Here is a 17,170-nt window from a genome sequence, read left to right on the forward strand (position 1 = left end):
ATCTGACTATTGGCTTTTGAAGGATTGCTTATATTCTTGTGGCAGCTTGCCATATTTCTTCTTAAACATATCGCTAAAATGCCGGGCATTGTTGTAGCCTACACTATCGGCAATCTCATAAACCATCATATCGCTTTGCAGCAATAAACGAAGGGCATGATTCATCCTCACCTCAGTGACATAATTCTTAAAGTTCTGTCCGGTATGTTTTTTGAAAAAGCTGCTGAAATAATAGGAATTCATAAACATCATCCCTGCCATAGATTCCAGTGTAATATTTTCTGGATAATGCTCCTCAATATATGCCTTCACCTGGGAAAGCTGCTTCAGCTCCTTATTGCCCATGCGACTGCCAATTTGCCCGGACATTTTGCTCAAAAGCACACGGAAATCTTCCTCCACCTCTTGGAAGGTAGAATAATTGGCCAATCGTTCAAGAATCGGATTTGTATCCTGAAGTGATGGACCTGCTTCCACACCGAATTGAATAAGCTCCTGTTCAAGCTGCAAAAAGGTATTGTATACGGTAGAAACGGCTTGGTTTCTATTCCCGCCTGCCATCTGCCGGATCGTCTGAAATAATCGCAGGCACTCCTGCTCAATTTGTTCTTTGTGTTGTGATTTCATGGCAATCCCAAGGGCGGACTGGATTTCATGCAGCGGAGTTTGAATCAATGATTCACTCTCATACCTGCTCTCTTTAACAGGAATAACACGATTAGGCCCTGTAAAATATTTATAATTTAGCGCTTTCAAAGCTTGGCGATAAGATTCATCAGCATCATCCATACTGTCAACAGGATTGCCTACTCCAAGGGTCACCTTTAATTTCAGAAAACTTGTGATTTTGTCATGGAGATCTAAGGCAATTCCCGCTGGTTCCTCAGCATGCTCATGCTGGAGCAGGATACAAAAACGTTCCCCTTTACGGAACATATAACTATTATCGCTTTGCTCCACGGTTTCTTTAATAATGTTAGACAGTGCAAAATCAATCAGCTTACGTTCGCGTTCTTCCCATCTGGAAGGCTGCCCCGACGATTCGTCCGTCTCTACCAAACAAATACTGACGTAGCGACTTAGCGCAATAATCCCCATATCAAGCAAGGTGTCTGCTGTTCCCTTATTGCCGTCCGTCAGCTTATCGAGCAATTCTTCGATCGTTAATCTGCGGTTTCTCTGTTCATAATGGTTCAGCTTCTCTTTGTTGCGCTCGCCTTCTGTTTCTTGACGAATAAGGGAAACGGCTTTGCTCACAACCTGTTCCAGCTGGTTTTTGTTCACGGGCTTCACCAAATAATCCAGCGCACCATATTGCAGTGCTTGACGGGCATACGTAAACTCTTGATAAGCGCTTATAAAAATAACCTTCACCGCTCTGCCAGCTTCATGAATTTCACGGATGATATCAATCCCTGTATATCCTGGCATGCTTATATCACTAATAATCAGATCAGGATCACAATCCTCGATCTGTTGTTTCAGCTCTATTCCATCACTGGCCTCTCCAACAATGGTGAGTCCAAGCTTCTCCCATGAAATCAGTTTTTTTAGACCTCGCAAAATCACCGGTTCATCATCGGCGAGCAGTACCCGGATACTCTTCATTATGCAGTCCTCCTACCTTCGAGAAATCATCCCACAGCTGTCCAATCATCTTAATCTTATGATAACAGACAAACAATCTTTGGTGCAGCTTCAAGCGGATGAACTTTCTTAAGAAGAAACCGCAGTTTCTTAAGATTATTTTATCTAAGCTTAAAAAGGTGGCGGGCGTAACTGCCGGGAATGTTTGGACTTCCGCCGTTACTGCTCACCTGTTATTTTTATCTAAAGTTCAATAAAACAAACTATCCTCTACTTTAATATTGTTGAAATAGAAACAAAAAATCAATATAATTTGTTAAGGTAAGAGCGCTGGGAGGACAGGCCATGAACAAAGAAGATCAGGTCATGATGGGTTTCAGGGACGTATATAACAAGATGGTTTGGCTTAATAAGGATAAGATGGAAGACAGTCTTAAGGGTTATAAACCTTCTGAAGTACATTGCATCGAATACATTGAAAAAAATGCAGATTCCAACGTCACAAAACTTGCAGAGTCCTTTTATATGACTCGCGGTGCCATAAGTAAATTAACTAAGAAGCTCATCCAAAAGGGCCTCATCGAAAGCTACCAAAAATCGGATAACAAAAAAGAAATCTATTTTAGGCTTACTGAGCAAGGGAAAGTAATTTATAACATCCATGAGGACCTGCACAAAGAGTTCCAAGAGCGGGATAAAGCCGTATTTGAGCAGGTAACTGAGGAGCAATTTGACAGTATGCTTAGCTTCGTAGAAAAGTATAGTAGGCATTTGGATGCAGAAATAAAGAAACAGGGTATAGATTTTAATCCGAATAAATTCGAATAATGAAAATGAAACTCCATGCAGCCGGGCTCTTATGAGAAAGGCTGCATTTTTATGTTCATTATTTTGTTGACACGGAAACAAAATCGTGATAAAAATGGTGATGTATCAAATTTGTTTCCAAGGAATCAAAATACCAGCTTTGAGGAGAGAATTTAATGTTCAAATTCAGATCACATAATGAACAGAACACAGAACAAACCGTAGATAAACACGCTCTAATCTTCGGTTTGATCTCTGTGTTTCTGTGCGGAATAGGCTTCAGTATCATCATGCCCGTTGTCCCATTTTTAGTGCAGCCTTATATAAGCAATCCGGGAGAACAGGCTATAGTTGTCACGCTGCTAACCTCTGTTTATGCAGTCTGCGTATTTTTTGCAGCCCCTGCACTTGGAGCTTTGAGTGACAAATATGGGCGTCGTCCATTACTTTTGGTATGCCTTTTGGGTTCCGCAATTGGATACTTAGTTTTTGGGATAGGAGGAGCGTTATGGGTTCTCTTTGTTGGACGTTTAATAGAAGGTATAACCGGCGGAAGCATAGGTACTATCTTCGCTTATTTTGCTGACATCATTCCTCCAGAACAGAGAACCAAATACTTTGGCTGGGTGAGTGCGGTTGTAGGTGTAGGCACCGTCATTGGTCCAACGCTAGGCGGTTTACTTGCCAAGTTTGGTTATTCTGTACCTATGTATTTCGGAGCCATAATTACCTTATTAAATGTTGTTTACGGATTCTTTTTTATGCCTGAGAGCCTTGACAAGAACAATAGACTGAAAGAGATTACCTTGGTAAGACTGAATCCATTTACACAGCTTGCAAGCATATTGTCCATAAAAAACTTAAAAAGACTACTGGTCTCAGCATTCTTACTCTGGATACCCAACGGATCTTTACAGGCTGTTTTTTCACAATTCACAATGGATACTTTCAGCTGGAAGCCTGCACTAATCGGACTGATGTTTTCAATTATGGGCTTCCAAGACATCATTTCACAGGGTTTCATCATGCCTAAGCTTTTGCTGAAATTTAGTGATAAACAGATCGCAATTCTTGGAATGGTTTCGGAGATTATAGGCTACAGTCTTATTGCACTATCTGCTTTGTTCTCATACTATCCGCTTTTTATCGCTGGAATGTTTATATTTGGTTTTGGGGATTCGATCTTTGGGCCTTCATTCAATGGGATGCTTTCCAAGTCTGTCGATTCTAGTGAACAAGGGAGGATTCAAGGAGGTAGCCAATCTATTCAGGCTTTAGCAAGAATGATTGGGCCTGTCATTGGCGGTCAAATATATGTATCACTTGGCCATGCTGCACCCGCTTTTATGGGGATGATCCTGATAGCTGCGGCAATATCCGTTTTGTATAAGGATACGCATGTAAATATGTAATCTTGCAATCTCATGTTACAATACAACCTGAACTTATATTTTTAGAAGGCGGTTGATACTGTTGATTTACATCATCAAATTTGTATACAGCTTTGTGCTTCCTCCCGGCCTGTTTATCGTGCTTCTGCTAGGTTTAGTCATTTGGTTGTGGAAAAAAAACCGCCGGCCAGCACTTGTTCTACTCGGGGTTACACTATTAATGTATTTCTCCATGACACCCTTAGTCAGCGATGCGCTGATCGGCAGTCTAGAACGGAAATATCCGCAGCCGGAAACTTTGCAAGGAGATGTCATCGTCGTACTCGGCGGGGGCGCCAGCTCTGGCACACCGGATATAGATGGCGAAGGCAATTTATACGGATCAGCAGCAAATCGCCTGCTTACTGCTGTTCGCCTCCATCGGCAGACAGGTCTGCCAATCTTATTTTCTGGCGGACAAGTATTCTCCGACAGTGGTAATGAAGCGGATATCGCGCAAAGACAACTACTGGGCCTCGGCATACCCGAGGAGGATATCCTGATCGAGAATCAATCCCTCAACACGGAGCAAAACGCTGTAAATACCGCAGCCATCCTGCAACAAACCGGACTTAAAAAACCTATACTAGTTACTTCAGGTTTTCATATGTCCCGAGCGATGTTGCACTTTAAGAATGCGGGGCTAACAGTGCAAGCCTATCCTACGGATTATATCGCCAGCGCTGATTTTTCACTACAGCCCGCCAAGTTCAGTCCCTCCCCAGGAGCGATCTCCACAACAGGGTTAGCATTAAAGGAATATTTAGGCCAGCTTGCTGCTCGTCTATTTGATTAGTTCTGTAAACTTCGCATGCACAACCTCAGCGAGTAACTGTGGGGCTACATCCATTTGCTGGCCAATCTTCCCAGCGCTGACAGCCATCGTTTCCAGCCCTTCTGCGCTGCTGTCAATGAACGTGGGGTACAGCTTTTTCATTCCAACAGGTGAACAACCCCCGCGGATATACCCAGTCCATTTCTGCAGATCCTTCACTGGCAGCATCTCAATTTTTTTCTCTCCGGCGGCTTTGGCCGCCTTTTTGAGATCCAGCTCTTCGGCAACTGGGATAACAAAAACATAAAGATTTGCGCCGCTATGAGCGACCAACGTTTTAAAAACTGTCTCTGCCGCCTTTCCAATCTTCTCAGCCACAGCCGTGCCGTGGATTAGTCCATCTTCATTGTCATAGGCGAACACTTCATACCCAATTTTTTTGGCATCCAGCATTCGCATCGCGTTGGTTTTAGTTACTTGCATTGTTGACCTACCTTTCTATATCCTCTATTCCTTACCTTTATGATCAAAGAGGCCCCAAAGCTATGATAGCTTTCAGGACCTCCTGTTGCTGCCGTGCCCATTAATCTCTGGGATAATTAACCTGCATGATATCCATAAAAGGAACTTTTATGATTTCTTCATGGTTACTGAGGTGTACTTTCCCGGTTCGCGAATCCATTTCCACGATCATGCCGCGTACCTCTTCTTCTTTTCCCCATACGGTCAATAAAATCTCAGAACCTTCTTGCTTAGCTTCAACTAACTGATTACCTAACTCCTCAAGCACAAATTCATCTCTTGTGGGCCGCTTGGCCACCTTTGCTTTTGCCACACTAATCCTCCAATAAGCTATTACGGATATTAAGTATATTAAATACTAAGTATGAATGCTCTCATTTATTATACCATGTTTCAGATTAAGGCTCGAACCCATTCTGGCTCAAGAATAGCTCCTCTTCGGAAAAAACTTGCTGAAGTCCTTCATAAACTCTGCGATAGGCTGCAGGATCATACCAATCTTCCAGTTGCAGCTCTTCATATAGGGAATAAATCCCTAATCTCCGTGTGCGTTTACCGCCGCTGCCGTCGCCCATAAAATAGTCATCCACACAGACTCTATCCACCAAAGCCCTTAAGGTCGCTGGAAAAGTTGGACTGCTTGGCAGTACTGGCGCTATAGTAGCTTGAACAGGGATGCCAGCTTCACGTAGAAGCTGTAACGTCTTCAGTCTTGCAGCAATGGGTGGGGCGCTTGGTGTGATTTTTTGGCGAATATCTTCACGGTCTGTTTCTACAGTTATACTTACACGAACCTTATCCTCTAAACGTAATAATAAATCTATATCTCTGCGAACCAGCGGACTACGCGTCTGCACGAATAGGAAATCGGGCGGATCTTGAACCATAACCTCCAGTAAAGATCTCGTCACCTCTTCCTTGTGCTCTACCGGTTGATAGGGATCTGTGCTTGACGACATAAAAATAGAGACGGGACCTTTCGCCTTCGCTTTGTGCAGTTCTTTTTGTAAAATTGCAGCCGCTTCTTGTTTAACATCTACCCACGTCCCCCACTCCTCTTTGCGGAACAGCGAGACAGGCATTTGGCGTACATAACAATAGGAACAGCCATAAGTGCAGCCCGTATATGGATTTAAGGAATGACTGTAGCCTGACAGATAACCTGTTCCTTTATTCAGCAAGGTTTTTGGGGAGGTGTAATTGGACTCTATTTTCATATATCTGCTGTATACTCTCCTCTCTCCAACTGAAGTAGTTTGGTCTTCATATCCAAACCACCCCGGTATCCTGTTAATGTCCCATTCTTACCAATAACCCGGTGGCAGGGCACCGTAATCAGAATCGGATTCGCACCAATGGCAGTCCCTACCGCACGCACCGCAGCTGGTTTTTGAATATGTGTAGCAATATCCGAATAGGACCAGGTTTGCCCATATGGAATTTCACATAACGCCTTCCACACCGCAAGCTGAAAAGGAGTACCCTGATAATCAAAAGGAATGCCGAAGCTCTGCCGGTTCCCTTGCAAATATTCACCAAGCTCCTTTACATAAGGCGCCATCTTTTCATCGTTCTGTACCAGTTCACTCCCCGGAAAACGACGTCTAACCCATTCGCTTAATTCCTCAAAGGGTTGCTGCTGCGAACCCACATAACTTAACCCCTTCTCTGTGGCTGCAATATAAAAACTCCAGTCCTTATCGGTTAATAATGTCCAGTATAGAATAGCATTTGTTTTATTCTCCATGATTCGGTCCCTCCAAAATAAAATCAGAAGCCAACGTTACTTTCTGTTTGTTAAGCTGACGAAACTGTGTGGGCGTATACCCCGTTTTTTTCTTATATAAAGTAATAAAATATGCTGTATTGGGCAAACCCACGCGAAATGCAATCTCAGCAACTGTCTGCACTGTAGTAAGCAAATACTCAGATGCCTTAGCGATTCTCTTTTGCTGTATATAATCCACAGGAGTGATTCCTGTTACTTTTTTAAAGGTTCGATGTAAATGATAAGGACTGCCATGACATACCTCAGCTAACGTTTCAAGGGAGAGGGGGGCCATATAATTATGATCAATGTATTCCGTCATCACAGCTACCCATTCCTTATCAGGAAGACGCTCACCTGTCGGTTTACATCTTTTGCAAGGACGAAATCCGGCAGCCAGCGCTTGTTCAGCATTCTGAAAAACACACGCATTCTCCCGATTGGGTGCTTTGGATTTGCAGGAGGGTCGACAAAAAATCCCTGTAGTCTTCACCGCATAAAAAAATATGTCGTTATAAGCAACATCGTTTTGCAAAATAGCCTGCCATTGCTCCTCAGTCATTTGTTCCTCATCTTCAATCCTGTTCATCGCCTTCACCTCTAATGCAATTATACCCCTGAGCAGGCTCATCTGTACTCAATTTGGAATGGAAAAGCAAGATAGTGAAATCCAAAAGAGTGAGATTGCTCGTAATTACACTTTGTTTAGCGAATACGCACTACCTTTGTCAACCGTGCAGGGAGCCGCTGCTGGACAACGAATATTACTCCTAACATGACTACGTGAACTGGAGGAATCGAAATGGATATTTTAAAAACAAAAGATGCCGCAGAGCTGCTGTCAGTTAGTCTAACCACAATTAAACGTTGGGCTGCCATGTTCCCTGATTTTTTTCCAAAAGACCGATTTGGCCATTATGTGTTCTCAGAGCAGCAAATCGACCTGCTCAATCATATTAAAGACCGTATTAATCACGGAGAAGCCTTGGAATGTATACAACTTACACTCACGAATGAGCAGCAAATTTCCACATCACAACAGAAAAATCCACTACAGCACACAGATGCTGAGCCTATGAAGGATATCTTGTCTCGCATCAACAATGTTGAACGTGCACTCGATCAAAAAGCCGATGAAGTAGTATTGATACAACTGCTACAGCAGCGTGAGGAGCTTGAGGATCTACGATTAATGATCAAGCAAATAGCGGCATCCATAGAGCCGTTGCAAGTGTCTAACGGCAAACCGCTCACCTCTTATGAAAATTCCCAGTCCACTGCCACTACCAGACTAACGGCTCCGCCAAGAAAACGCGGCCTGTTACGTTCTTTATTTTTCTTTTAAGCGTGAAATGTAAAAAAAGAACCTACTTCAGACAATCCCGAAGTAGATTCATATAAGTATAAACATATTTAAGATCTCCCCCTGTCACCCTAAACGGTGGCGGGGGTTGCTTTTTCCTAATAAAAAACTCGATCCTCCGAAACATTCTACTCTTTATGCAATAAAGCTGCTCCTGCAATTCCCGGGTGTGTCATTTCGTAAGGGTCCAGGATCAGATTAAGCTCTTCTTCGGTTAGCACATTATATTTAATGCACAATTCCCGAACAGATTCCCCAGTCAAAATCGCCTCTCTAGCAATCCGCGATACCACTTCATATCCCAGATGCGGGTTCACAGCCGTAATGATTCCGACACTCCGCTCCACGTCCCGCTCAAGCTTTTCCTTATTGGCTTCAATCCCAGCCAGACAGAAGTCTGTGAAGACTTGGAAGGAATTGTTCATGATGCTGATGGACTGAATGAGATTGAACACAAGCACAGGCTCCATAACATTCAGCTCCAGTTGACCCGCTTGGGAAGCCAGACAGATCGTATGATCGTTCCCTATGACTTGAAAAGCCACCTGATTAATGACCTCTGCCATAACCGGATTAACTTTGCCCGGCATAATTGAAGATCCAGGTTGGCGAGCAGGCAATGAAATCTCATTAAACCCAGTCCGCGGACCGGAGGCCATCAACCGCAGATCATTAGCGATCTTGGACATGTTCATCATGCACACTTTTAGGGCAGCAGACACTTCTGTATAGGCGTCCGTATTTTGGGTGGCATCGACTAGATGATCTGCCGTTACGAGCGGCAATTCACTGATCTCAGCTAAGTGCTCTACCACCAATTCAATATAACGAGGATCAGCATTTAATCCTGTACCCACTGCTGTTGCCCCCATATTGACTTCATACAAATGATGGCGTGTATGCTCAATACGTTTGATATCTCTTTCCAGCACTCTGCGATAAGCCTCGAATTCTTGACCCAGACGAATCGGCACTGCATCTTGAAGATGTGTCCGGCCCATTTTTATCACAGGATCGAATTCATCCGCCTTTACCGCAAACACATCATGCATTCTGTGCATCGTTACAAGCAGCTGCTCCAGCAGTGAAAGTGTGGCAATATGAATTGCCGTCGGAAACGCATCATTTGTAGACTGCGCCATATTTACATGTGAATTGGGACTTAAGTGACGATAGTCCCCCTTTTCATGGCCAAGCAGTTCTAAGGCACGGTTAGCAATAACCTCATTCGCATTCATGTTTAACGAGGTACCCGCACCACCCTGAATAGGGTCTACAATAAATTGCTCATGCCACTGACCCTCGATGATTTCTTCTGCTGCTTTCACTACAACTTCTCCAAGCCCTCGATAGAGACGGCCAACTTCCATATTTGCAAGCGCAGCGGCTTTTTTTACAATCCCCATCGCTTTGATTAACTCTTTGTGAACCCGATAGCCCGTAATAGGAAAGTTCTCGACTGCGCGTAGTGTCTGAATCCCATAATAAGCGTTCTTCTCTACCTGTTTACTGCCTAGAAAGTCATTTTCTACACGAAATTCAGTTTCAATCACTGTTATATCCCTCGCATTCATTATGATTAGGTTTATTAGAAAATAAGTAAGCGCAATCATTTCTATCTCACTTAGATATTAACCTTTATTGTGACAAATGTCTCTCAGAAAAATAGGGTATAATGTAATTAATTACTATTTAGTAACCTAACACCGCTATTCTTTGCTTTGGGAGGATTGAATTACCAAATCGTTAGGCCTAGTTTATCCAGATAAATCGTCACTCACCCCAATTATAAGTATTTTGGACAAAATCACGTTTACGGATACTTAGGTATCTATTGCGGGCTGTACAAAGGGACATCACATCCTTTCATGTACCTCCTTATTAAAGAAGCCGGCCAAAAAAGGCCGACTCCGATTACTATTTATCACAGCAATTGTGTATTTTTTATACTGAATAATGATCTAATGAGATCTGGATTCCATTAAGCTGAGCTTGCGGTAATTCTGACTCCCTGCTAATACTCAAAACTAAGCTTTCACCATCCATGTTGGTATAATTCGCTACTAATACCTCTCCCACTTCAAAATTCCTTTCTTTATGAGCCATAGCTGCGGCAAAAGCCTCTAAACCAATAATACCACATTCGGCAGCTTTCTTAATGCCCAATGCTTCAACGATTACACCGCCCGGCATCCCTGCGACGGATACCTCTATGAATCCGGACCGTTCCTGCAGCTGATAGGGGTGAGATAAATAAATAACAAAATACGTCTCACCAACCTGCCCGTACAATGTGTTAGGCTCTTGTTTCCATTCCCCTTGGGGAAGTACACCAATGATCGTATTCTTTTCACCCTGGGGGATTGGGAATAAAGAAATAATGACATTCTTGTGATAGAGAACCTCCATATAACGGCTTTGATGGCGGGGATCTCCCTCATTGTAGCCTTGTCCCGGGTGGAAGAAATATAGCTGATTTGCGCCTCCCTTTCCACTCACAGGTAACGAAAAAGCCCAGCGAAGCTGCTCATTATCGAATTCCTCAACCCGCTCCCACATCCCGCCTGCTGCAAACTCCGCTGTAATATAAGCATAGGAATGAAGCAAAGGCTGCGGCTGTGGATCCGTTGGGACAACCTTCTGAGTAATCTTCCTTACTTCCATTGGTGTCTGGCGATTCATGGCTGCGGCTAATATTTCATCGGATGCTTGATAGAATAATAAACCGGCATACTCCGTGCGTGGCATCATCTCAGGCAGCTGGAAATCTCCAAACTGAACATAATCATGAAGCACATTAGCATCGCCGGGAACATCATGCGGCCAACCTCTAGAATGCGCTCCAACCCAAGCGCCACGCAGATAGAATTCAGCTCGTACATTCCATAAATGGTCAAGCATTTCTTTAAGGCTCGTAGTAAGCTCCGTATCCTCAGGCGGGACAAGTTCCAAGGCACAGGTGAATGCCTGCACCCAATGCCAAAACCACGGAAGACTGCCGTATTCAGGCATCCCTTTAGTTCGAATATATGCCAGCGTATCCTTCAGACTCTGCCGGCCATCCTCAAGCAATATTTCATCCGCAAACATGGTGCCAAAAATCAGCTTAGCAGCTGTATATTTAGCTTCATGATGCCCAAAAGTAACCACCGGCTTACGGTAGAAATCACTGCGATAAATATGTCCAAACGCTGTATTCAGAACTATGCGAAGTTGAGCATTTAATGCTCCTCCGTATCTTTTGCAAAAATACGCCAGCAGGTTGCCCATAAGCTCCACTGGTAACTCATGTGGTGACGCATCTCGTGGAACCGGATTCAAACCGAGCGGCCAATGACCGTATAACTCCGTGCCGGGCTGTCGGTTCTGAAGCATTAAGATCTCCAGCAACACATCCTGTGCTTTCTGTTTTGCTTGCTCACGATCAAAAGGCAACTCAAAAGAATCATCAACAGCCGCTGCAAAAAGATACGAAGCATAATAAAAGTTATTTCGCACATCATCATGGAACCAGAGTCCACTTTCCAATAAAGGGCGTTGCTCCGCTTCCAGTGCTATTTTAAAAATAATTTCTTGCTGACGTTCCTTATAAGTACTCTGGATATTTTTCAACCCCGGCATTACTTTTCAACCTCCATCATTTCAGTTTTATATCCTCTTCAGGCATTCATGAAAATCGAGCATAATAGCTCTATTGTGCACACTTTCCGTTCATTTTGCAATTGGAAAAACCAATAAATAAACATAAATAAACGAAATAAAAAAGATTAGTACTTGTAAAATGAACTTAAATATACTAAAGTGTACCTATACGAACGATAATATGTACACAAAGGAGATTGAACATTCAATGGAAAGACGTTTCGCATCCCATCCTAATGAAGTAAAACAATTTGACACTGAGCGCCTCCGTAAGGAATTCCACATTCCCGTTATTTTTGCTCCTGATGAGCTAAAGCTTGTCCTTACCCATGAAGATCGTATGATCGTTGGTGGAGCTAATCCTGTAAAAGAAGAGGTTGCGCTTACTACTGACCTTAAAGAACTTGGGGTTACTTATTTCTTGGAACGCCGTGAACTGGGCATCATTAATGTGGGTGGTAAAGGCTCCGTGGTTGTAGATGGCACAGAATATGAAGTAGATTTCAAAGAATGTCTTTATGTAGGTCAAGGCTCTAAAGATGTAGTCTTCAAAAGTGCAGACGCTTCCAAGCCTGCTAAATTCTATTTGAATTCTGCTCCTGCCCATCAGTCCTACCCTACTACCAAAACCACACTGGCCGATTCTGAATCCGGTGCAATGGGTGGTCTGGAGAACTCTAACGAACGGACAATCCACCGCTTCATTCACACAAATGGGGTGCAAAGTGCCCAACTGGTTATGGGTATGACCCAACTGAAACCAGGCAGCATGTGGAACACAATGCCAGCACATACCCATCCACGCCGGATGGAAGCTTATTTCTATTTTGATCTTCCGGACGATTCCGTTGTGTTCCACCTGATGGGAGAACCTGACGAAACCCGCCATATCGTAATGCATAACGAACAAGCGGTTATTTCTCCAAGCTGGTCCATCCACAGTGGTGTCGGCACTCATAACTATACTTTTATCTGGAGTATGGCTGGCGATAATAAAAGATATGATGATATGGACCCCGTATCCATGAAAGAATTACAATAGAGATAAATCAATTACGGAAAGATGAGGCAGGCGGATGAACCCGATACGACGACACGAGATGATTATGGAAGTTATGCTGAACCAAAAAGATGTAACGGTGAATGAACTGAGCGATAAGCTTCAGGTTACTGGAAAAACAATACGCGAGGATTTAAGCAGGCTGGAGGAACAAGGACTGATCGTACGTGTACATGGCGGAGCTGTGCTGGCACAAAGCGACCAGTTTGGTATTTTGCCCTCCAAGGACCCGCTGGATAAATACTCTGACGAGAAGACGGAGATTGCCTTGCGTGCGCTTGCTCATATTGAACCGGACGATATTATCGCTCTTGACGGCGGTAGCACTACGCTTGAAATTGCTCGGCGTCTGGACAATATGCCACTAACGGTAGTCACCAATGATGTATACATCATCAGCGAACTGGTTCCCAAAGATAACATCCGTCTGGTCGTTCCCGGTGGTTATCGTGTCCGTAATATGTTGGCTGGTCCTGAAGCCGTCTCCTATGTACAAAAGCTTAATATTCAAAAAGCGTTCCTTTCATCGACTGCTATTCATATAGAGCATGGGCTCTCCATTTATACCGGAGATTTAATTGAGTTCAAGCAAGCCCTTGTATCTACAGCCCGTAAGGTATTCGCGGTTGTAGATCATCATAAATTCGGCCATACTGCACTGCGTACCTTCGCTTCCCTACAAGAAGTTGACGTGATCCTGACGGACAACGGGCTCTCCCCCGAAACGGCAGAACAGTTCCGCAGTGCAGGCGTTACAATTGAATGCGGGTAAAAACCCGGAATAACAATCCATTTACAATAAAGGGGCGTAATTTATATGTCATCATTATTCAGCTTGGCAGGTAAAACAGCTATTGTAACAGGCGCAGCTCAAGGTCTTGGACAAGGAATCGCGCTTGCATTTGCAGAAGCCGGTGCAGATGTTGCATCAGTCTCCCTTAATTCGAGTGAAGAAACTGTAAATGCAGCAAAAGCTTTTGGAGTAAAAGCAGTTAGTATCGAATCTGACTTAAGTGATCATAGCAAGCTGCAAAGCACTTTTGACCAAGCGCTAGAGCTGACCGGACATGTTGACATTCTCGTAAACTGCGCAGGAATGATCCGCCGTGCACCGGCTAAAGATCATAGTGAAAAAGACTGGTTTGATGTAATCAATTTGAACCTGAACACAGTGTTCCTTCTGTCGCAAATCGCAGGCCGCCACTTCCTGGAAAGAGGATCCGGCAAAATCATTAACATCGCCTCCATGCTCTCCTATCAAGGCGGAATCAATGTCCCTGGTTACACTGCGAGTAAACACGGGGTTGCTGGTCTTACTAAAGCTTTTGCCAATGAATGGGCAGGCTCCGGTCTGAACATCAATGCCATCGCACCAGGCTATATGGCTACTGAAAATACCGCTCCAATCCGTGCCGACCAAAGTCGTTCGGACTCTATCTTAGACCGTATCCCTGCAGCACGTTGGGGAACGCCTGATGATGTTAAAGGTCCTGCCGTATTCTTGGCTTCCGCAGCATCTGACTACCTGAACGGTCACGTTCTTAATGTGGATGGCGGATGGATGGCTAGATAATCCATACAAAAAAGGGGGTCCCATAGGGGCTCCCATTTTTATGTGGATATGAAACACTATCGGACTCAGCTGACCGATCTACATACGCAACACCTAAAGGACTCAGCTGACCTTATACACCGTTTTATCCGCTATTTGGATAGCTATCGGACCTCATAGCCGCTATTGGCGCAAAAAACACCAATTATAAGCTCTTACATGAGCAATAGCGACGCTGGAGTCCGAAAATCTGCTCAAAAGACGATAAATTCGCAAATAGGGGCATCTGGGTCCGAAAATCTCAGTATCCGTGGTTGTGGATCGTTGTGCATCATTTAAATAAGCTTGCAATGGAATTCACATCAAAATCACTAGTCATTCTAAAGTTTCCTGAACTGTATTTGTCCTTCTTATCAAGATCCGTCACATACAGGAAGTTAGTATCCGTAAGATTCATGCCAAACCTCAAGCTGTTATTCACAATAATACTTATCCAGTAAGTCTCCGTAGATTTGTCCAAAGCACTACTTCTTCTCAATTTTACATCTGAAAAAGCATAAATGATCTTTTCAATTTCCTTCGGATCTTCAATAACTACCTTTTCATCTACTAAAGATTTCTCAATCTCGATAGAGGTGATTTCTGTTTCGTCGATTTGATCCAGCACTAAATTCTCAAATGAATTATAACTATGGTAGAGATTAATGATTACTGGGATTTCGATTAATAAAAAAATGAGTACGAGAAATACATAACTTTTCTTCATATTCATAATTATGAACACCCTATTTCTACAAACTCCTCTGGATGAGTGCGAATATAATTGCCGATAATTCTATGCGTATTTGGTGTCAGGTTCTTATAACGTTCGAATAACTCACTAATTACTTCTAACAGCTGAGGGTCTCGATCCAAATCCGTGATGGCCGCATCTGCCCACTCTTTACCCAGGCGATGATTTCTTTCCTCGAGAAATGTCTTTGTTTCCTGAAGCAAAAGAATCATGGGTGAATCGTCAAAAAATCGTATGCCTCCTATCACCCCTGTCCAATACCCTGGCAGGTCTTGCATGTAGGAAATCCAAGCATAATACTCCCCTTCGGAATTACAGCTGTGACCATATAGCACTCTGTACATACATAATGCTTGTTGCCCCTCTGTGAGCTTCGAGATCACTTCTGATTTGGTCGAAGGCGATTTTCCGCGAATCAGCTGAAAGGTAGGCTCCATACAGGCCCATCCTAACCTTTCATCACTTAAAGTGTCCAAGTCTTCCTGCTTCATGGCTACTAAATTCATTTAACTCCTCCTTTGATTAACATCCAAAAATATACATATATTTCTTAACGATGTCAATAAAAATCACTAGGCACATTAAGCAATTCGATCGTTTTTATGATAGGCTTTAAGCAGTAGATATTTTCACAAAGGAGCTTTTCTATGCATAATGAGATACTTACTATATTTGATGAGGCGGGTCACCAAATCGGCACAGCTCCACGGGCAGAAGTACATCGGTTAGGGCATTGGCACGAGACCTTCCACTGCTGGTTTATAAGCACAACCCAAGAAATCCCCTATATTTATTTACAGCTTCGTAGTGAGCAGAAACAAGATTATGCAGGATTGCTGGACATCACGGCCGCTGGACATTTGCTGACACACGAAACGGTAGAGGACGGGGTTCGCGAGGTTCAAGAAGAACTCGGTTTGGAGCTAGCTTTTGATGAGCTGATTTCCTTAGGTACAATTCCTTACTGTATGATCAAAGAAAATCTTATCGATAAAGAACGAGCGCATGTTTTTGTTTATAACAATCCTTATCCTCTGGATGATTTTAAGCTGCAAGAAGAAGAGGTTGCAGGAATAGTTATCACAAAGTTTGCCGACTTCCGAAGCTTTTGGCAGGGAGAAATACATAGTCTACAAATCGATGGTTTCAAAGTGGATTCAAACGGGCAAAAAATCAACATTCAACAAAGTGTGGATCGGACTCATTTTGTGCCTCATGAAGCAGCTTATTTCACTCGGATCATTGAGGGCATCGAAGCGATAATTCTAACATCACCCATCGTCACAGAGGACATATGATCATTAATCCTCAAACATTTACAGTGAATGGAATCCAATACACGATTAGATCTGCAGCCTCTCATGATGCTAAATTATTATCTGAATTAAGAGTGCGGATCGATGGAGAAACTGAGAATTTAGATCGGGAACCAGGCGAAGCCTTTATTGATGAAAAAGGGTTTGAACAGCTTATTCAAGCCGATTCAGAGAAAAATAATAACCTTTTTCTAGTCGCAGTAGTTGATAAACAAATCGTTGCGTTCTCCAGATGCGAAGGTTATTCCTTAAAAAGATTTGCTCATAAAGTAGAATTTGGAGTATGTGTGCTGCAGGATTATTGGGGATATGGTATTGGAAAAAATCTTCTCGCCGAATCGATTGCCTGGGCTGACACTAACGGTATTCAAAAGATCACCCTAAATGTGCTGGAAACGAACACCAACGCTATTAAGCTATATCAAAAGCTTGGCTTTGAAATCGAAGGGATTTTAAAGAAAGATAAACTTCTATCGGACGGTAAATTGTATAACACCATTATGATGGGAAGAGTTAAGAACTGATTTTATTCAAAAAAAAGGCAGAACCTGAAAC

The 17,170-nt window shown here is 43.2% G+C and carries 19 protein-coding genes; 9 read left to right on the forward strand and 10 right to left on the reverse strand.

Features of this window, described 5'->3' with window-relative positions:
• Nucleotides 1-6 precede the first annotated feature (6 nt).
• Nucleotides 7-1,608 carry a response regulator gene (locus tag MHH60_RS15710; protein ID WP_076138529.1) on the reverse strand — a complete coding sequence of 534 codons (1,602 nt, stop codon included), beginning with the start codon at nucleotides 1,606-1,608 and terminating at the stop codon, nucleotides 7-9.
• 324 nt (nucleotides 1,609-1,932) lie between these two features.
• Here MHH60_RS15710 and MHH60_RS15715 point away from each other — a divergent pair, with 324 nt between their 5' ends.
• The 3 genes from MHH60_RS15715 (at nucleotide 1,933) to MHH60_RS15725 (ending at nucleotide 4,620) form a co-directional block, all read left to right on the forward strand.
• A complete protein-coding gene (locus tag MHH60_RS15715; RefSeq protein ID WP_076138530.1) occupies nucleotides 1,933-2,415 on the forward strand; it encodes a MarR family transcriptional regulator in 483 nt (160 codons plus the stop codon).
• A 155-nt stretch (nucleotides 2,416-2,570) separates the two neighbouring features.
• On the forward strand, nucleotides 2,571-3,806 hold the full coding sequence (locus MHH60_RS15720; protein ID WP_076138531.1) for an MFS transporter: 1,236 nt from the start codon (nucleotides 2,571-2,573) through the stop codon (nucleotides 3,804-3,806).
• 61 nt (nucleotides 3,807-3,867) lie between these two features.
• Nucleotides 3,868-4,620, forward strand: a complete 753-nt coding sequence (locus tag MHH60_RS15725) for a YdcF family protein (RefSeq protein ID WP_076138532.1) — start codon at nucleotides 3,868-3,870, stop codon at nucleotides 4,618-4,620.
• On the opposite strand, the gene ybaK is transcribed toward MHH60_RS15725, so the two are convergent.
• The 5 genes from ybaK to MHH60_RS15750 all read right to left on the reverse strand — a co-directional run bounded on the left by ybaK (nucleotide 4,609) and on the right by MHH60_RS15750 (nucleotide 7,478).
• Nucleotides 4,609-5,082 carry a Cys-tRNA(Pro) deacylase gene (gene ybaK / locus MHH60_RS15730; RefSeq protein ID WP_076138533.1) on the reverse strand — a complete coding sequence of 158 codons (474 nt, stop codon included), beginning with the start codon at nucleotides 5,080-5,082 and terminating at the stop codon, nucleotides 4,609-4,611. The genes MHH60_RS15725 and ybaK overlap by 12 nt on opposite strands.
• Nucleotides 5,083-5,182: 100 nt before the next feature.
• Entirely contained in the window at nucleotides 5,183-5,434 is a 252-nt protein-coding gene (locus MHH60_RS15735) for a YolD-like family protein (RefSeq protein ID WP_036688306.1), read from the reverse strand.
• An 85-nt stretch (nucleotides 5,435-5,519) separates the two neighbouring features.
• Nucleotides 5,520-6,338: an SPL family radical SAM protein gene (locus MHH60_RS15740; protein ID WP_076138534.1), complete on the reverse strand. Its 819-nt coding sequence runs from the start codon at nucleotides 6,336-6,338 to the stop codon at nucleotides 5,520-5,522.
• Nucleotides 6,335-6,868 carry a methylated-DNA--[protein]-cysteine S-methyltransferase gene (locus tag MHH60_RS15745; RefSeq protein WP_076138535.1) on the reverse strand — a complete coding sequence of 178 codons (534 nt, stop codon included), beginning with the start codon at nucleotides 6,866-6,868 and terminating at the stop codon, nucleotides 6,335-6,337. The genes MHH60_RS15740 and MHH60_RS15745 overlap by 4 nt, the downstream gene beginning before the upstream one ends.
• On the reverse strand, nucleotides 6,858-7,478 hold the full coding sequence (locus MHH60_RS15750) for a bifunctional transcriptional activator/DNA repair enzyme AdaA (protein ID WP_076138536.1): 621 nt from the start codon (nucleotides 7,476-7,478) through the stop codon (nucleotides 6,858-6,860). Before MHH60_RS15750 ends, MHH60_RS15745 begins: the two co-directional genes overlap by 11 nt.
• A gap of 213 nt (nucleotides 7,479-7,691) precedes the next feature.
• On the opposite strand from MHH60_RS15750, the gene MHH60_RS15755 reads away from it, so the two are divergent.
• Nucleotides 7,692-8,234, forward strand: coding sequence for a MerR family transcriptional regulator (locus MHH60_RS15755; RefSeq protein ID WP_076138537.1), 543 nt, complete (start codon nucleotides 7,692-7,694; stop codon nucleotides 8,232-8,234).
• Nucleotides 8,235-8,380: 146 nt separating this feature from the next.
• Here the strand turns inward: MHH60_RS15755 and aspA are convergent, their stop codons facing one another.
• Both aspA and MHH60_RS15765 read right to left on the reverse strand, forming a co-directional pair.
• Nucleotides 8,381-9,805 (reverse strand): aspartate ammonia-lyase, encoded by a 1,425-nt coding sequence (gene aspA / locus MHH60_RS15760; protein WP_370511154.1) that lies wholly within the window; start codon nucleotides 9,803-9,805, stop codon nucleotides 8,381-8,383.
• Between the two features lie 391 nt (nucleotides 9,806-10,196).
• Nucleotides 10,197-11,873, reverse strand: coding sequence for a hypothetical protein (locus MHH60_RS15765; protein ID WP_076138538.1), 1,677 nt, complete (start codon nucleotides 11,871-11,873; stop codon nucleotides 10,197-10,199).
• Between the two features lie 229 nt (nucleotides 11,874-12,102).
• On the opposite strand from MHH60_RS15765, the gene kduI reads away from it, so the two are divergent.
• From kduI to kduD, 3 genes are read left to right on the forward strand one after another with little or no spacing between them, the layout of a single operon-like run.
• Nucleotides 12,103-12,936: a 5-dehydro-4-deoxy-D-glucuronate isomerase gene (kduI, locus tag MHH60_RS15770; protein ID WP_036688322.1), complete on the forward strand. Its 834-nt coding sequence runs from the start codon at nucleotides 12,103-12,105 to the stop codon at nucleotides 12,934-12,936.
• 34 nt (nucleotides 12,937-12,970) lie between these two features.
• Entirely contained in the window at nucleotides 12,971-13,726 is a 756-nt protein-coding gene (locus MHH60_RS15775; protein WP_036688324.1) for a DeoR/GlpR family DNA-binding transcription regulator, read from the forward strand.
• 45 nt (nucleotides 13,727-13,771) lie between these two features.
• Nucleotides 13,772-14,527 (forward strand): 2-dehydro-3-deoxy-D-gluconate 5-dehydrogenase KduD, encoded by a 756-nt coding sequence (gene kduD, locus MHH60_RS15780; RefSeq protein ID WP_036688326.1) that lies wholly within the window; start codon nucleotides 13,772-13,774, stop codon nucleotides 14,525-14,527.
• Between the two features lie 310 nt (nucleotides 14,528-14,837).
• Here the strand turns inward: kduD and MHH60_RS15785 are convergent, their stop codons facing one another.
• Nucleotides 14,838-15,278, reverse strand: a complete 441-nt coding sequence (locus MHH60_RS15785; protein ID WP_076138539.1) for a hypothetical protein — start codon at nucleotides 15,276-15,278, stop codon at nucleotides 14,838-14,840.
• Between the two features lie 2 nt (nucleotides 15,279-15,280).
• The gene (locus MHH60_RS15790; RefSeq protein ID WP_076138540.1) at nucleotides 15,281-15,805 is read right to left on the reverse strand and encodes a hypothetical protein; all 525 of its coding nucleotides are present in this window, start codon (nucleotides 15,803-15,805) and stop codon (nucleotides 15,281-15,283) included.
• Nucleotides 15,806-15,946: 141 nt separating this feature from the next.
• Here MHH60_RS15790 and MHH60_RS15795 point away from each other — a divergent pair, with 141 nt between their 5' ends.
• Together MHH60_RS15795 and MHH60_RS15800 are read left to right on the forward strand one after the other, a co-directional pair.
• Nucleotides 15,947-16,597 (forward strand): NUDIX hydrolase, encoded by a 651-nt coding sequence (locus MHH60_RS15795; RefSeq protein ID WP_076138541.1) that lies wholly within the window; start codon nucleotides 15,947-15,949, stop codon nucleotides 16,595-16,597.
• Nucleotides 16,594-17,139 carry a GNAT family N-acetyltransferase gene (locus MHH60_RS15800; protein ID WP_076138542.1) on the forward strand — a complete coding sequence of 182 codons (546 nt, stop codon included), beginning with the start codon at nucleotides 16,594-16,596 and terminating at the stop codon, nucleotides 17,137-17,139. The genes MHH60_RS15795 and MHH60_RS15800 overlap by 4 nt, the downstream gene beginning before the upstream one ends.
• The last annotated feature ends 31 nt before the right edge of the window (nucleotides 17,140-17,170 follow it).

The organism is Paenibacillus sp. FSL H7-0716 (genome assembly GCF_038002705.1).
GTDB classification, from domain to species: domain Bacteria; phylum Bacillota; class Bacilli; order Paenibacillales; family Paenibacillaceae; genus Paenibacillus_AQ; species Paenibacillus_AQ odorifer.

What these genes read in the sequence shown, in the direction of transcription:
- MHH60_RS15740 (WP_076138534.1), bottom strand. Translation starts at nt 6,338, where the DNA reads ATGAAAATAGAGTCCAATTACACCTCCCCAAAAACCTTGCTGAATAAA.
- kduD (WP_036688326.1), top strand. Translation starts at nt 13,772, where the DNA reads ATGTCATCATTATTCAGCTTGGCAGGTAAAACAGCTATTGTAACAGGC.
- MHH60_RS15775 (WP_036688324.1), top strand. Translation starts at nt 12,971, where the DNA reads ATGAACCCGATACGACGACACGAGATGATTATGGAAGTTATGCTGAAC.
- MHH60_RS15715 (WP_076138530.1), top strand. Translation starts at nt 1,933, where the DNA reads ATGAACAAAGAAGATCAGGTCATGATGGGTTTCAGGGACGTATATAAC.
- MHH60_RS15765 (WP_076138538.1), bottom strand. Translation starts at nt 11,873, where the DNA reads ATGCCGGGGTTGAAAAATATCCAGAGTACTTATAAGGAACGTCAGCAA.
- MHH60_RS15800 (WP_076138542.1), top strand. Translation starts at nt 16,594, where the DNA reads ATGATCATTAATCCTCAAACATTTACAGTGAATGGAATCCAATACACG.
- MHH60_RS15720 (WP_076138531.1), top strand. Translation starts at nt 2,571, where the DNA reads ATGTTCAAATTCAGATCACATAATGAACAGAACACAGAACAAACCGTA.
- MHH60_RS15710 (WP_076138529.1), bottom strand. Translation starts at nt 1,608, where the DNA reads ATGAAGAGTATCCGGGTACTGCTCGCCGATGATGAACCGGTGATTTTG.
- MHH60_RS15755 (WP_076138537.1), top strand. Translation starts at nt 7,692, where the DNA reads ATGGATATTTTAAAAACAAAAGATGCCGCAGAGCTGCTGTCAGTTAGT.
- MHH60_RS15795 (WP_076138541.1), top strand. Translation starts at nt 15,947, where the DNA reads ATGCATAATGAGATACTTACTATATTTGATGAGGCGGGTCACCAAATC.
- ybaK (WP_076138533.1), bottom strand. Translation starts at nt 5,082, where the DNA reads ATGCAAGTAACTAAAACCAACGCGATGCGAATGCTGGATGCCAAAAAA.
- MHH60_RS15745 (WP_076138535.1), bottom strand. Translation starts at nt 6,868, where the DNA reads ATGGAGAATAAAACAAATGCTATTCTATACTGGACATTATTAACCGAT.
- MHH60_RS15785 (WP_076138539.1), bottom strand. Translation starts at nt 15,278, where the DNA reads ATGAATATGAAGAAAAGTTATGTATTTCTCGTACTCATTTTTTTATTA.
- MHH60_RS15750 (WP_076138536.1), bottom strand. Translation starts at nt 7,478, where the DNA reads ATGAACAGGATTGAAGATGAGGAACAAATGACTGAGGAGCAATGGCAG.
- kduI (WP_036688322.1), top strand. Translation starts at nt 12,103, where the DNA reads ATGGAAAGACGTTTCGCATCCCATCCTAATGAAGTAAAACAATTTGAC.
- MHH60_RS15790 (WP_076138540.1), bottom strand. Translation starts at nt 15,805, where the DNA reads ATGAATTTAGTAGCCATGAAGCAGGAAGACTTGGACACTTTAAGTGAT.